This is a genomic window from Pelagirhabdus alkalitolerans (genome assembly GCF_900096905.1).
GTDB lineage: Bacteria > Bacillota > Bacilli > Bacillales > Amphibacillaceae > Pelagirhabdus > Pelagirhabdus alkalitolerans.
The window spans coordinates 140,101-155,778 of the sequence record NZ_FMYI01000002.1; the positions used below are offsets into that span (position 1 = coordinate 140,101).

Sequence of the window (15,678 nt, forward strand, 5' to 3'; positions counted from 1 at the left end):
ATTATGATATATTTTCTGTTGGACTTAAGTAGAGACTTAAGCAATAAACGATGTTCCGCTGTCGCGAATTCTTCGGATACGAACATTAGTTGAGAAGGAGTGTATACACATGCAACAATTAATTGCAGACGTAACAAAAGAACAACTTCGTACAGACCGCCCAGACTTCCGTCCTGGTGATACGGTAAAGGTTCACGCTAAAGTTGTTGAAGGAACGCGTGAGCGTATTCAGGTATTTGAAGGTGTTGTCATTAAGCGCCAAAACGGTGGAATTAGTGCAACATTTACTGTACGTAAGATTTCTTCCGGTGTAGGCGTTGAACGTACTTTCCCAGTACATTCTCCACGTGTTGATAAGATCGAAGTAACACGTCGTGGACAAGTTCGTCGTGCGAAACTATATTACTTACGTAACTTACGTGGTAAAGCAGCACGTATTAAAGAACGTCGCTAATGACGTGAGGAAAAGGAGCTTGATTAATCAAGCTCCTTTTTTCAATCTTACATAAAATGAAATATATAATGTAATTGTAATGGAGGATCATGCACTTATGTCAGACCGAAAAAAAGAATGGTTTAGTTGGTTGAAGGCAATTTTAATAGCTTTTGTGCTCGTTTGGATACTAAGAGCATTTGTGTTTATGCCAATTGCGGTAGAAGGTCCTTCCATGTTACCCACACTTAGAAGTGATGACCATGTGATCATTGAAAAGGTTTCATATCGCTTTAGTGACCCTGCTCGTTTTGACGTGATTGTTTTTAACGCTACAGAAGAGAAAGACTATGTCAAACGAATCGTTGGTTTACCTGGTGAGACAGTAGAAATTAGAGATGACCAACTCTTTATAGATGGTGAGTCAATTGATGAACCTTTTATCGATGAAATAAGAAATAATCAAGCCTATGGCTTAACATATACAGATGATTATATATTTGAAGGTGTCATCCCAGAAGGACACTATTTTGTTTTAGGGGATAATCGTCAAAATTCAACGGATTCAAGAGCGATTGGTCTTGTTGAAGAAGATGATATTATCGGACAAGCTGTGTTAACGTATTGGCCATTAAGACGTATACAAATTGTAAGCTAGAGGTGATAAATGTGAGTATTCAATGGTTTCCTGGACATATGGCTAAAGCAAAGCGAGAAGTACAAGAGAAGCTTAAATTAGTTGATTTTGTTATTGAATTGGTTGATGCTAGAGCGCCTATTTCTTCAACGAATCCAATGCTAAATGACGTGTTACAACAAAAACCAAAAATGCAAGTGCTAATGAAGAAAGATCTGGCAGACTCCTCGCAAACAAAGAAATGGATTTCCCATTTACAATCTCAAGGTATAAAGGGAATTGCTGTAAACGTAAATGACAAATCAGATATTAAATCTGTTGTTGATTTGGCTAAAGAGATGGGTGCAGCCAAGATGGAAAAATTAAAGAAGAAAGGCATTCGGCCAAGGCCAGCTCGAGCTATGATCATTGGCGTACCCAATGTTGGGAAATCAACGCTTATTAATCGCTTAGCGAATCGGAAGATCACAAAAGTAGGCGATAAGCCGGGTGTAACAACTGCTCAACAATGGATCAAGATAAAAAAAGATTTTGAATTACTCGACACACCGGGTATATTATGGCCTAAATTTGAAGATGAAGCAGTGGGCTATCGATTAGCAGCCTTGGGTATGATCAAAGATCAATTATTGACAATTGAAGAAATTGCGATGTATGTATTAGATATATTAAAAGAGCATTATCCCAATTTATTAGTTGAGAGATACCAATTACAATCGAATGACATGTCAACAGTAGATTTATTTGAACAAATTGGACGATTAAGAGGTGCCATTGCATCTGGTAACACGATTGATCAGGTGAAAACCGCTGAGCTTATTATTCGAGATTTTAGGTCAGGTAAAATAGGACCGGTGACTATCGAATTTCCTAATTAAACAAAATGAAATGATTGTGTGAAGATAAACAGGTAATGCATTTAAGTCGCATTGCTTGTTTTTTTATAAAATTAGAAAATAAATCATTCTTTTTGCCATCGTAAAACGCTTAAAAATTAGCTTAAATACGTCGATAATAATAGTAGTGAACGAAAAGGAGTTTCCGAATGAAACAATGGACAGTTAATCAAGTAAAAGATATGTTTAAAACAGGCAATTTCAGTGAAAAAGATTTGGAATGTTTAAAAGCGGATCAACGTAAAGGCATTCAACAGGAAATAAAGCGTTATGAACGACAAAAAGAACAGATTAAACAGCAGCACGATCAATTCGTGGCTATGACACAATATGAACATCAGTTGTATGAACAAAATATACAGTATATTGCTGGGATTGATGAAGTAGGCAGAGGGCCATTAGCAGGTCCAGTTGTTGCAGCGGCTGTTATTTTATCGCCTGAATTTGATGTTTTAGGTCTAACGGATTCGAAGCAATTATCAGAAAAAAAACGCGAGATGTTTGCTTCGATTATTGAAGAAAAAGCTGAAGCGATTGGTGTTGGCATCGTACACAATGATTTAATTGACCAGCATAATATCTATCAAGCATCTATAATGGCAATGGAAGATGCTATTGATAACCTTTCTGTGGAACCTGATTATTTGTTAATCGATGCAGTTGAATTGAAACGATTAGGTTATGATCAACAATCCATTATTAAGGGTGATCAGAAGAGTATTTCAATTGCTGCAGCAAGTATTATTGCTAAAGTAACGAGAGACCGAATGATGAAGGTTTATCATAAAAAGTATCCTGGCTATGGTTTTGATCAGAACCAAGGATATGGTACGAAGGCACATCTACAAGGTCTAAAAGAAAATGGGCCGAGTCCCATTCACCGCTATTCTTTTGCACCAGTTAAACAACATATACGTGACTAAAAAGGAGGGTTTCAATTGCCATCATTATTTTCTGCAATTTCATCACAAATGCAAACCAAAATGTCTGATGCGACAATGAAGTCGCCTTCTTTAAAAGAAGGTCAAGTTCTTTTAGGTAAAATAAAACAGTTACACGTCAATCAGTTGGCAACGGTGCAATTAGGTTCTCATCAATTGACCGCTAAGTTAGAAGCGGCACTGGAGAATGGACAGTCTTATTTGTTTGAAGTTGAAACGGCTGGTGAGACACCCACGTTAAAAGTGATTGACCGATCGGCAACATCAAATGTTAAGGATCAAGTCATGCAATTATTTAAAGAGCTAGGTATTAAACCAACGAAATCTGAAGCGCAATTTATAGAAGACTTAATTAATGACCACGTGCCTATGAACAAAAAAGATGTTGAGAATTTACATCAGTTGATAAAACAAAACCCATCTAAAGAAGGTACTCAGGTTATTAAAGAAATGATTACTAAGCGATTACCTCTTACTGAGACTGTTTTTAATGCACTTAATTCGACCAAAGAAGCATCTCAATCGTTTCAACAACAAGCCGTTGATTTATTGCAAGCGCTAAGGCAACAACCGAATCAATCACAAGTATTAAATCAATTACAAGATAAGTTACAAACGTTATTAAAATTCGACCAGCCAGTGAGTCAAACAAAGAGAATGAATCTCATAGAACAACCAACGAATCAAATGGGTAAAGCAAATCAATCGATTCAATCACAGGAAACATCAGATATCTCAGTCCAATCTCGTTCGGTTGATATAAACAATGCAACTGCAGAAAACGCAGGCCGTTTATCGGATGAACAGCAAACATTAGTTAGCCGATTTGAAAAACAAATCCCTATTTCAAATAAACAACTTTTCCAGCTAAATAAAGCCATCAATACGATTGAGCAGAATATGGGTGAAACCACAGTTAAGCAACTCGAGCAACTTCAAAATGCCTTGCAATCAGAAGATGTTCAAGTAAAATTAAAAGCTCAATTACCAACTAATCTCGCTCAAGATATGGATCGTTTTGTCGCATCACCAGAAAAAAGTAAACTGGATCAACTCTTTCCTGAATTACAAAGAATTACAAACGCTCAATTTCAGCCTGCTGAAAAAGAGGCTATATTCAGTAAACTAAACCGTGTCGTTGACCAATCACCGTCTGTTTTTTCAGTAAAAGATCAGTTTCTAATTCATATGAAAGATTATTTTCAGACGAGTGGTCTTGATTATGAACATCAATTAGCTCAAAATCAAGAACCGAATGAACTTTCGCAACCACCGTTAAAACAGTTGTTAATGCAAGCGTTAAATGAATCAGGGCCTCAAGTAAGAGAGATTGAAACGATGCTTAATCAATTTACGAATCAACAACTTTCAACGATACAGGATCATCCTAACTTTATTCATGTTGCAACACAAATCCCGGGTATGTTTGGAAGTGAACAGGCGATTGATTTGGAATTTTACAGTCGTAAAGATGAAGAAGAACGAATTGATTCAAACTATTGCCGAATTGCTTTCTTTTTAGAGTTAGGTTATATCGGCGAAACAATGATTGATATGAATGTGCAAAATCGGATGGTTCAAGTTACCGTATATAATGAGGAAGACCTATCTGCCGTTTTAAATGATTATAAACCATCATTAGAAAAAGGACTTGATGATCTGAATTATAAGCTTGGCTCTGTTTATTATAAACCGATGCCAGAAAACACAAATGATTTAATGATTAAACCGGATTATCAAAACTCGAGTACGACTTCCAATCGTTTGGATGTGAAAATATGACACGTAAAAATCCGTATAGAAAAAAAGCTGTTGCACTAGAATACGATCAGACTAAAGCTCAAGCGCCGGTTGTTAAGGCTAAAGGGCAAGGGTATGTCGCAGATGAAATTTTAAAGCGGGCGAACGAGAACGATGTACCTGTTCAAGAAGATAAAAGTTTAGTTGAAGTTTTATCTCAACTAAATATCAATGATAAAATACCTGAAGATCTTTACCAGGCAGTAGCAGAAGTTTTTGCTTATGTTTATCAAGTAGACAAGAAAACGAGAAATTAAGCTTCAACTGCTAGTAATTTCGAAGTAATTGACATACAAAGTGCATAACTATTAAATCTAAAACGCTGTTTAACTTATGTTAAATGGCGTTTTTTAAGACTTAAATAGACTTTCATCGTCTCATCCATTAAACTAATAGAAAAATGAGAGGAAGTGCAAATAATGATGACGGTTCGAGATCGACTCATTTTCTTGCATCAATGCCCCAATGTGACTAGGTCTATGTTAAGGCGTATGTTTCAACACGATCCAAGCTTGCTTGCTATGTTTAACTATTCAATTGAAGAGTTAAGCATGAATTATCAATTATCTGCTGAGAAAGCAACGTGTTTGTTTTATGAATTGAAGCAAATGAAATCCAACGAATGGTTAGATTCGCTCAAACCTTTTCATGTATGGACATTTGTTGATTCTGATTATCCAATCGCTTTATCGCTCATACCAGATCCCCCCCTAGTATTATATGGGCTCGGTAAAAAAGAAATATTACACGCTCAACCACCACTTGCTGTAGTCGGAACGCGACATCCCTCATCTAAAGCAAAACGTCATATGTTTCAAATACTTAAACCGTTGGTTGATGAAAAATGGGTGTTTGTTAGTGGTTTGGCATGCGGCATTGATGGACTCGCTCATCGCTTGAGTCATTATTATAAGGGAAAAACGATTGCTGTTGTAGCAGGTGGTTTAAATCACCCCTATCCTAAACAGCATATAGCCTTGTTTCATCAACTAACGACCCACCACCTAGTGATTTCAGAATATCCTCCAAATATAAAACCTCAACGTTATCATTTCCCTGAACGAAATCGGATCATTAGTGGGCTTTCCTTTGCCACGCTTGTAATCGAAGCAAAAGAAAAAAGTGGATCACTTATTACTGTTAATCAAGCATTGGAACAAGGTCGACACGTTTTTGCTGTTCCTGGTTCGATTAGTGATGAACAATCCCTTGGGTGCTTACGTATGATTCAAAGCGGAGCGACACTCGTGATCGAAGCTCAAGACCTCATAAATGAGTGGGAACAAACCCGCCAAAATTGGGTTCAAATGTTAGAAGAAAACACCGAAATATTAAATTGAAATTCGACGAATGATCATATTCGATTTGACAAATGAATAAAAAGTATTTAATAATAGTGGAGATTTCAATCATAAAAAAATGGAAAATTGAACACCTCTTGGGAGGGGAAGTAATGGCAGATTATTTAGTGATCGTTGAATCACCTGCAAAAGCGAAAACGATCGAACGTTATTTAGGAAAAAAATACAAAGTAAAAGCTTCAATGGGACATGTTAGAGATCTACCAAAATCCCAGATGGGCGTTGATGTAGAGAATGACTACCAACCTAGATATATTACGATACGAGGGAAAGGACCCGTTCTTAAAGAATTAAAATCAGCAGCGAAGAAAGTGAAAAAAGTGTACTTAGCGGCCGACCCGGATCGCGAAGGGGAAGCAATCGCTTGGCACTTAGCTCACAGTTTAAATATTGATGAAGATTCTGATTGCCGAGTTGTTTTTAACGAAATCACGAAAGATGCGATAAAAGATTCGTTTAAACAACCGAGAGGTATCAACATGAATTTAGTTGATGCACAACAAGGTCGCCGTATTTTAGACCGACTGGTAGGTTATAATATTAGTCCATTACTATGGAAGAAAGTAAAAAAAGGTCTTAGTGCTGGTCGTGTGCAGTCTGTAGCGGTAAAAATGATTATTGATCGTGAGGAAGAAATCAAAAACTTTAAACCTGAAGAATACTGGTCAATTGATGGTGTATTCAAGAAAGGGCAAGAAACTTTTGAGGGTGCTTTTCGCAGTTTGAATGCTGAGAAGGTATCACTCCCCGATCAATCATCCGTTGATGATATTATGAAACGTTTAAACAGCGATGAGTTTATGGTTAGTAAAGTTCAAAAGAAGGAAAGAAAACGTAATCCAGCATTGCCTTTTACCACTTCATCCTTGCAACAAGAAGCAGCTAGGAAATTGAACTTTAAAGCTAGAAAAACGATGATGGTTGCTCAGCAATTGTATGAAGGGATTGATCTCGGCAAAAAAGAAGGCGGGATTACTGGTTTAATCACGTATATGCGTACTGATTCAACACGCTTATCAGAAACAGCGCAAAAAGAAGGTAAAGAATATATTACTAACCACTTTGGTGAAGAATTCCTAGGCAAAGGCCGTAAGACGAAAAAGAATGAAAATACACAGGATGCACACGAAGCGGTTCGACCAACCGGAGCTGCTCGTGATCCAAAATCATTAAAAGCACTACTTACTAGAGATCAATATCGATTGTATAAACTTATATGGGATCGATTTATCGCAAGTCTAATGGCACCAGCGATTATGGATACCATGACAGTAACCTTGACACAAAATGGTGTTGAATTTAGGGCAACAGGGTCTAAAGTGAAATTCAAAGGGTTTATGAAAGTGTACGTTGAAGGAAATGATGATGACAAAAAAGATAAAGATAAATTATTGCCAGATCTTGAAGAAGGTACGATTGTCAAAAGCCAAAAAATTGAACCGAATCAACATTTTACGCAACCTCCTCCACGTTATACAGAAGCCCGTTTGGTTCGTACAATGGAGGAAAAGGGGATTGGACGTCCTTCAACTTATGCACCTACTTTGGATACGATTCAAAGACGTGGATATGTCACGCTTGATAATAAACGATTTGTTCCGACTGAATTAGGAGAAATTGTGCTTGATTTAGTTAAGGAATTCTTCCCGGAAGTTATCGATTTAGACTTTACTGTTAAAATGGAAAATGACTTAGATGCCGTAGAAGAGGGCGATACGAACTGGGTAACAATCATTGATAATTTCTATCAAGACTTCGAAAAGCGTTTAGAACGAGCTGAAGAGGAGATGGAAAAAGTAGAAATACGTGATGAACCAGCTGGTGAGGATTGTGAATTGTGCGGTCATGAAATGGTATATAAGATGGGCCGCTATGGAAAATTCATGGCATGTTCAAACTTTCCGGAATGTCGAAATACGAAACCGATCTTAAAAGAAATTGGTGTTGATTGTCCAAAATGTGAAAAAGGACAAGTGGTTGAACGTAAATCTAAAAAACGTCGAACCTTTTACGGTTGTGATCAGTATCCAGATTGTGATTTCTTATCATGGGATAAACCGATCGCAAGACCATGTCCAAAATGTGAAAGTTTATTAGTAGAGAAGAAAGTTAAAAAAGCTGTGCAAATTCAATGTACAGAATGTGATTATAAAGAAGAGCCTCAATCCTAGTTTAAAGGTGCATTTGTTTAACAAATGCACCTTTTTATATGAAAAGAAATGGGATACAGATATTTTTAAAGTTTTTTAACAACAAGGATGTGTTATTTAAAAATAAATTGACATTCCAATATTTAAAAGCTATAATCCATTCTTGGTAAGTATATTTGCTTGACAGCAATTTTATGTGATATGATGAATTTGTGAAACGATTCAGAACTTTAATACAATTCGGTGAATAATTTGCGTTCTTACAAATAATGTGATACGTTTTAACCGCTTGCATAGATGAGGAGACGACTTATAATGGATGAATTTAAATCTGTGCTAGAACAATTTTATCTATATTTACAAATTGAAAAAAATGTTGCACCCCTTACATTAAAAAATTATCAGCGAGATCTAAACGAATTCTTATCGTATATTAAAAGGGAAAGCATTTTAACATTTAATACAATAGACGATTCATTTGTGCGTCAATATTTAATGTATTTGCACGATCGCTCATTAGGACGTAAGACGATTGCTCGAAAAATATCAAGCATTCGATCTTTGTATCGTTATTTAGAACGTGAAGATTTAGTAACCCACAATCCTTTTCTTTCAATTAAACTCCCTAAAGCAGAAGAGAAGTTACCAAATTTTTTATACTCAGAGGAATTAGAACACTTATTTCGCGTAAATGATGTAGAAACGCCTTTAGGTCAAAGAAACCAAGCATTACTAGAGTTGTTTTATGCGACAGGCTTACGTGTTGGCGAATGTGAGCAATTAACACTATCATCAGTTGATTTTACGTTGGAAACCATACTAGTGACCGGAAAAGGACGGAAAGAACGGTATATACCATTTGGTAAAAAAGCGCGATTAGCTCTTATGAGATACATAGATGATGGTAGGAAGCAATTACTAAATAAGTGTGGTGAGTCAAATGATTATTTATTCTTGAATCATTTAGGTAAACAATTAACATCAAGGGGAATGAGGTTAATTTTCAATAAAATGGTTGAAAAAACCGCACTCACTGCACATTTACATCCCCATGCGCTCAGGCATACATTTGCGACTCACTTATTGAATGCAGGTGCTGATTTAAGAAGTGTTCAAGAGTTACTTGGTCATAAAAATATTTCGACAACACAAATATACACTCATGTAACAAAAGATCGATTAAAAGATGTTTACATGAATCACCACCCCCGAGCGAAACATCGAAAATGAGGTGATAAACGATGAGTAATGAATTTCATGCGACGACTATTTTTGCTGTTCAACATAATGGTAAATCAGCGATGGCTGGTGATGGTCAAGTTACCTTAGGTAATGCTGTGGTTATGAAACATAAGGCAAAAAAAGTACGTCGCTTATTTAAGGGACAAGTATTAGCAGGATTTGCAGGCTCTGTTGCTGATGCCTTTACTTTATTTGAAAAATTCGAGGCTAAGTTAGAAACATATGATGGTAATTTAGAACGATCCGCTGTTGAACTAGCCAAAGAATGGCGTAGTGATAAAATGTTGCGCAAATTAGAAGCGATGCTAATTGTTATGAACAAAAATACATTGTTATTAGTATCTGGAACAGGTGAAGTGATTGAACCGGACGATGGAATACTGGCAATCGGTTCTGGTGGTCAGTATGCATTATCAGCAGGACGCGCTTTAAAACATCATGCTACCGGACAATCAGCGAAAGAAATTGCACATGCAGCGCTAAAAATTGCGAGTGAAATTTGCGTTTTTACAAATGATGAAATTATTTTAGAAGAATTAGATAATTAACGAAGGCAGGAGGTGGCAAATTGAAAAAAGAATTAACTCCAAAAGAAATCGTAAAAGAATTAAATCAATATATTATTGGTCAAGAACAAGCGAAAAAATCAGTCGCGGTTGCACTTAGAAATCGTGTGAGAAGAATGAGACTGACAGATGAATTAAAAAATGAGATCGTACCGAAAAACATCCTCATGATCGGACCAACTGGGGTAGGGAAAACAGAAATTGCAAGACGATTGGCTAAATTAGTTGGTGCTCCATTTGTTAAGATTGAAGCGACAAAATTTACAGAAGTCGGTTATGTAGGTCGTGATGTTGAAGCGATGATTCGTGATCTAGTAGAGGTTAGTGTCAGAATGGTAAAAGACGAAAAGAAAGAGGAAGTAAAAGATGAGGCGGAAAAATTAGCTAATGAAGCGCTCATTGATTTATTACAACCGTCAAATCAAACTTCATCTGCACACATAAAAAATCCTTTCGAAGTCTTTTTCAATCAACAACAAGAAAATACCGAAGAAAAATCGAGTGAAACAACTGAAGAGACGAAAGAAAAAAGAAAGAAATTGAAACATAAACTTGAACTAGGTGAATTAGAAGATCATATGGTTCAAATTGAAGTAGAAGAACAGTCAGGCTCAATGTCTGATATGATGCAAGGTACGGGAATGGAACAAATGGGTGCAAATATGCAAAATATGTTTGAACAACTCATGCCTAAAAAACATAAAACGAGAAATCTCCCTGTGCGTGACGCTAGACAAATACTAATTGAACAAGAAGCACAAAAACTGATCGATATGGAAGAAGTTGGTTCGATTGCCATAGAAAAAGTAGAACAGTCAGGCATGATATTCATTGATGAATTAGATAAGGTAGCAGCTAAACAAGACAATCAGGCTAATGTCTCACGCGAAGGTGTACAGCGTGATATTTTACCAATTATAGAAGGCTCAACAGTTATGACAAAATATGGCACAGTTAAAACGGATCATATTTTATTCATTGCAGCAGGTGCCTTTCATATGGCTAAACCTTCCGATCTTATTCCTGAACTTCAAGGTCGATTCCCAATTAGGGTAGAGTTAGATAAGTTGAGTGTAGATGATTTTAAACGTATTTTAACAGAACCTTCAACTGCGTTATTAAAGCAATATCAAGCTCTTTTAAAGACAGAAGAATTAGATGTTACCTTTACTGAAGAAGCGATTGATCGATTAGCTCACGTAGCCTATGAGGTCAATCAAGAAACTGATAATATTGGTGCAAGACGATTGCACACCATTTTAGAGAAGTTGTTGGAAGATTTATCATATGAGGCAACTGACATTACGATGCCATCAATTGAAATTACATCACATTATGTTGATGAAAAATTAGGTTCAATTGCCGGGGATAAAGATTTAAGTCAATTTATTTTATAATTTTCAATATATGAATGGAGGAAAAAGGATGGAATTACTAGATCGAGCGAGAAAGATAAATTCTATATTACAAGGTTCAACAGGGAAATCAGTTAACTTTAATGAGATGGCGATGACATTACAAGAAATTATGGCCGCTAATATATTTGTTGTTAGCCGCGGAGGGAAATTACTCGGTTTTTCAATTAATCAACAAATCGAAAATGCACATATGAAAGCGATGTTGGAAGAAAGGCAATTCCCAATCGCCTATACAGAAAGTTTATTCAATATTAAGGATACAACAGCTAATATCGATATTAATAGCCCGTATACAGCCTTCCCAGTCGAAAACAAAGATTTATTTAAAGATGGACTCACAACGATTGTTCCTATTATAGGAGGCGGTGAACGCTTAGGGACATTAATTTTAAGTCGTTTAAACACAGACTTTAATGATGATGATTTACTCTTAGCTGAATATGGCGCAACTGTTGTAGGTATGGAAATTTTACATGAAAAGTCAGAAGAGATTGAAAAAGAAGCACGTTCAAAAGCAGTTGTTCAAATGGCTATTCGCTCCCTATCCTATAGTGAACTTGAAGCGATTGAACATATTTTTGCTGAATTAGATGGTAATGAGGGGTTGCTCGTAGCTAGTAAAATAGCTGATCGAGTTGGTATTACACGCTCTGTCATTGTAAACGCACTTAGAAAATTAGAAAGTGCAGGTGTTATTGAGTCAAGATCATTAGGAATGAAAGGGACATACATTAAAGTCCTAAATGATAAATTCCTTCTTGAGCTAAAGAAAGTTCAAACAAACGATTAATTGAAATTGAGAAGACTTTGAGACAAAAGTAAATAAATCAATGTAATAGCCGGATAAAAAATAGTATTTTAACTATTCTTTGTCCGGCTATTTGTTTACATATCTCACAGCAATCTGGAATGGTCTCAGCTAAAAAGCCGAGGTTGTTTCAGATTGGGATAACCTTTTGATCAAATTGATCGTGTTTCAAGATACTCATTTTTATTTTCCCAGACTCTTTTTTATGATCCTTTATAGAGCATGTTCACCTTTTGTTCATAGTTCTAAAAAAATAGCGAAAAAGGTACTAATGACCTATTCATATTCAAAAATTGGTAGATTGGGCTAATTTCTTTTTCAATATATTTAATGAAAAAATAAACGAATTGCAGAATTTGTCGATTATTTGAGAGAATAATTGAGAAATTGGGGCTTTATAGAGGAATATAAAATAATATGACTATTTTCTTTATAAAGAAGGATAATGTGTAGAATTAGGTCGATAGTCGTAATGTTTTGAAAAATATTTGATAACTTTAGTCAGAAACTTAAAGCATGCCATAGACAGTCATTCTCTTTTACAATACAATGACAAATAGGTTACATAGGAAAATACAGGCTTTTGTCTAGGGAGGTCTTATAATGGCATTATTTGGAGGTCCAATTGCTAATTTAGAGCACGGATTAAACTATGCGACAAAGAAAAATGAAACAATTGCGAATAACATATCAAATATTGACACACCGAATTATAAAGCAAAAGATGTCGAATTTAAAAGTTTGCTTGATTCTGAAATGCGGAATGGATTTCATGCTAACAGAACAAATGAGCGTCATCTAGATTTCGGCTCAGGATCAAGTGATTTTCGCGTGACATCTAATCGTAATACACGTTATAACCATAATGGTAATAATGTTGATGTCGACAAAGAAATGACAGAGCTAACCAATAATCAAATTTACTATCAATCATTAGTCGATCGGATGAATGGTCAATTTAATGACTTAAGAACAGTGATTAATGGAGGACGTTAATTATGAGTATTTTTAGTGGTATAAATACAAGTGGTTCAGCACTCACTGCACAAAGACTTCGAATGGATACGATTTCGTCTAATATTGCAAATGCTGAAACAACACGTGCTACGATCAATGAAGACGGTGAGTTTGAGCCATATCGTAGAAAAACAGTGCGTTTTCAAGAAGAAGGACAGCCTTTTGCGAGACACTTATCACGTGCGAGAAATAGAGGGCAAAGCAGTCAATCAAGTGGAGTGAAAGTAACATCTATTGAAGAAGATGATGAACCATTTATTGATGTTTACAATCCTTCTCATCCGGATGCTGATGAAGCAGGGTATGTACAAATGCCAAATGTTGACCCTCTACAAGAACAGATCGATATGATGAGTGCAACACGCTCTTATGAAGCAAATGTAACGTCATTAAATGCAACAAAAGGTATGCTGATGAAAGCATTAGAAATTGGCCGATAATAGAGAGGATGACTGATATGAGTTTAAATGTGAATTTCTTACAATCAATTCAACCAATGGCTCAACCTGAGCAAATTCAAAGATCACAAGATTCTGGACAGGCTCAATTTGCTGATTCATTAAAAGATGCGATTAATGATTTAAATGAATCTCAAATTGAAACCGAAGTTAAGACAGAACAGCTTGTTAATGGTGAGATCGATGACTTACATGATGTGATGATAACTGCCCAAAAATCTTCTTTGTCCTTAAACTTAGCAACGCAAGTTCAAGGTAGTGTATTAGATGCTTATAATGAAGTCATGAGAATGCAAGTTTAATAAGTAATTTTTAGAAGCGAATGTTGTTTGGTATGGAGGCACATGATGAAGGAAAAATTGAATCAATACAGAACACGTACAATTGAATTATGGAACTCAAGGACGACAAAGCAAAAAGGTTTAATCATGACTTCCGTTTTTTTGTTTTTATTAATCATCATTGGTGGCAGTATTTTAGCATCAAGTTCATCAATGGTACCGCTCTATAACAATTTATCAATGCAAGAAGCGGGTCAAATTCAAGAAGAGCTAGATGCGCGTGGCATAGATAACGAAGTCACAGATGGTGGTACAGCTGTTCACGTACCGGAAGGAATGGCTGATAGTTTACTTGTCGATTTAGCAGCGCAAGGTATTCCAAGTAGTGGTAGTATCGATTATTCCTTTTTCAGTGAAAACACATCGTGGGGTGTTACAGATAATGAATTTGACATGATGCGTTTAGACGCTACACAAACAGAATTAGAAAATTTAATTGCAGGTATTACCGGAATTGAGAACGCAAGTGTTATGATTAACTTACCTCAAGAACAAGTGTTTGTTAGTGACGAACAACAAGGTGGATCAGCCTCGATCGTTCTAACAACGGCAGCTGGTTATAATTTCGAGTCAGAGCAAATTAATGCACTGCATCACCTCGTTTCAAAATCAGTTCCAAACCTATCTACTGATGATATCGTCATTATGGATCAACACTTTAATTATTATGACCTCGATCAAGGCAATAATTTTTCCAATGGAGATATTTACACAACTCAACAAGATATTAAAAATGACATAGAACGTGATATTCAAAGACGTGTCCAGCAAATGTTAGGGACAATGATTGGTAATGATCGAGTTGTTGCTTCTGTTACAGCAGATATTGATTTCACGCAAGAAGAACGAGTTGAACAACTTGTTGAACCTGTAAGCGAAGAAATTGAAACATTACCTGTTAGTGTTGAAACGATTCAAGAAACCTATTCAGGTGAAGGTGCTTTTGATGGTGAAGTCGGCGCTGGTGAGGAAGATATTATGAACTATCCAGCTGGTGAAGCTGGTCAAGGTGATTATGAGTTAATTCAAGAATCTGTTAATAATGAATTTAACAGGATTCAACGAGATATTAGTGAAAGTCCTTATAAAGTTAGAGATTTAGGTATTCAAGTTGCAGTCGATAGTACAAGAGAAATACCAGGAGAAGACGGGGAAAGAGAAGAACTTACTGCGGCCGAATTAGAAGATGTTGAGAATAGTATTGCTTCAATTTTGGAATCAATTATTTCGACATCTGTTGACCAGTCGTATGGTGAGATTAATCCAGTTGATAATACATCAATTGTTTTTCAAGAATTTGCAGGTGTTGACACAAGACAACAACCTATTGCTACAGGGATTCCTACTTGGGTTTATTTCGCTGGTGGATTGTTATTATTATTAGTGATCGGATTAGTTGTCGCACTACTAAGAAGACGGAATCAACCAGATGAAGTTGCTTATATGGAAGAAAATGAAGAAACAGTAGAGCGAGAAATTCCTGATATGGAAGAGCCTGAAGATACAGAAAGCTCAATTAAACGTAAGCAATTAGAGAAAATGGCACAAGGTAAACCAGAAGAGTTTGCAAAATTATTGAGATCATGGATTTCAGAGGAGTAGGGAGGATC

General features: G+C 36.1%; 16 protein-coding genes. All 16 read left to right on the forward strand.

Annotated features, from left to right (window positions below; translation table 11 throughout):
- The first annotated feature begins 109 nt into the window (after positions 1-109).
- Positions 110-454 (forward strand): 50S ribosomal protein L19, encoded by a 345-nt coding sequence (gene rplS / locus BLR62_RS02880; RefSeq protein WP_090792929.1) that lies wholly within the window; start codon positions 110-112, stop codon positions 452-454.
- A 97-nt stretch (positions 455-551) separates the two neighbouring features.
- Positions 552-1,091: a signal peptidase I gene (lepB, locus tag BLR62_RS02885; protein ID WP_090792930.1), complete on the forward strand. Its 540-nt coding sequence runs from the start codon at positions 552-554 to the stop codon at positions 1,089-1,091.
- Positions 1,092-1,102: 11 nt separating this feature from the next.
- Positions 1,103-1,948, forward strand: coding sequence for a ribosome biogenesis GTPase YlqF (ylqF, locus tag BLR62_RS02890; RefSeq protein ID WP_090792933.1), 846 nt, complete (start codon positions 1,103-1,105; stop codon positions 1,946-1,948).
- A gap of 167 nt (positions 1,949-2,115) precedes the next feature.
- Positions 2,116-2,889, forward strand: a complete 774-nt coding sequence (locus BLR62_RS02895) for a ribonuclease HII (RefSeq protein ID WP_090792935.1) — start codon at positions 2,116-2,118, stop codon at positions 2,887-2,889.
- Between the two features lie 15 nt (positions 2,890-2,904).
- On the forward strand, positions 2,905-4,689 hold the full coding sequence (locus tag BLR62_RS02900) for a hypothetical protein (protein WP_090792939.1): 1,785 nt from the start codon (positions 2,905-2,907) through the stop codon (positions 4,687-4,689).
- Positions 4,686-4,964 (forward strand): EscU/YscU/HrcU family type III secretion system export apparatus switch protein, encoded by a 279-nt coding sequence (locus tag BLR62_RS02905; protein ID WP_090792942.1) that lies wholly within the window; start codon positions 4,686-4,688, stop codon positions 4,962-4,964. Before BLR62_RS02900 ends, BLR62_RS02905 begins: the two co-directional genes overlap by 4 nt.
- Positions 4,965-5,126: 162 nt before the next feature.
- Positions 5,127-6,047 (forward strand): DNA-processing protein DprA, encoded by a 921-nt coding sequence (gene dprA / locus BLR62_RS02910; RefSeq protein WP_090792945.1) that lies wholly within the window; start codon positions 5,127-5,129, stop codon positions 6,045-6,047.
- Between the two features lie 113 nt (positions 6,048-6,160).
- Positions 6,161-8,239, forward strand: coding sequence for a type I DNA topoisomerase (gene topA / locus BLR62_RS02915; RefSeq protein ID WP_090792947.1), 2,079 nt, complete (start codon positions 6,161-6,163; stop codon positions 8,237-8,239).
- A 294-nt stretch (positions 8,240-8,533) separates the two neighbouring features.
- Positions 8,534-9,448 (forward strand): tyrosine recombinase XerC, encoded by a 915-nt coding sequence (gene xerC, locus BLR62_RS02920; protein ID WP_090792950.1) that lies wholly within the window; start codon positions 8,534-8,536, stop codon positions 9,446-9,448.
- 11 nt (positions 9,449-9,459) lie between these two features.
- Entirely contained in the window at positions 9,460-10,008 is a 549-nt protein-coding gene (gene hslV / locus BLR62_RS02925; protein WP_090792953.1) for an ATP-dependent protease subunit HslV, read from the forward strand.
- A 20-nt stretch (positions 10,009-10,028) separates the two neighbouring features.
- The gene (gene hslU / locus BLR62_RS02930) at positions 10,029-11,423 is read left to right on the forward strand and encodes an ATP-dependent protease ATPase subunit HslU (RefSeq protein ID WP_090792956.1); all 1,395 of its coding nucleotides are present in this window, start codon (positions 10,029-10,031) and stop codon (positions 11,421-11,423) included.
- 28 nt (positions 11,424-11,451) lie between these two features.
- On the forward strand, positions 11,452-12,234 hold the full coding sequence (gene codY, locus BLR62_RS02935) for a GTP-sensing pleiotropic transcriptional regulator CodY (RefSeq protein ID WP_090792958.1): 783 nt from the start codon (positions 11,452-11,454) through the stop codon (positions 12,232-12,234).
- Positions 12,235-12,855: 621 nt separating this feature from the next.
- A complete protein-coding gene (gene flgB / locus BLR62_RS02940; protein ID WP_090792961.1) occupies positions 12,856-13,248 on the forward strand; it encodes a flagellar basal body rod protein FlgB in 393 nt (130 codons plus the stop codon).
- Between the two features lie 2 nt (positions 13,249-13,250).
- Positions 13,251-13,709 (forward strand): flagellar basal body rod protein FlgC, encoded by a 459-nt coding sequence (gene flgC / locus BLR62_RS02945; RefSeq protein WP_090792964.1) that lies wholly within the window; start codon positions 13,251-13,253, stop codon positions 13,707-13,709.
- A gap of 17 nt (positions 13,710-13,726) precedes the next feature.
- Positions 13,727-14,029 (forward strand): flagellar hook-basal body complex protein FliE, encoded by a 303-nt coding sequence (gene fliE / locus BLR62_RS02950; protein WP_176759196.1) that lies wholly within the window; start codon positions 13,727-13,729, stop codon positions 14,027-14,029.
- A gap of 45 nt (positions 14,030-14,074) precedes the next feature.
- Entirely contained in the window at positions 14,075-15,670 is a 1,596-nt protein-coding gene (gene fliF / locus BLR62_RS02955) for a flagellar basal-body MS-ring/collar protein FliF (protein ID WP_090792970.1), read from the forward strand.
- Positions 15,671-15,678 lie beyond the last annotated feature (8 nt).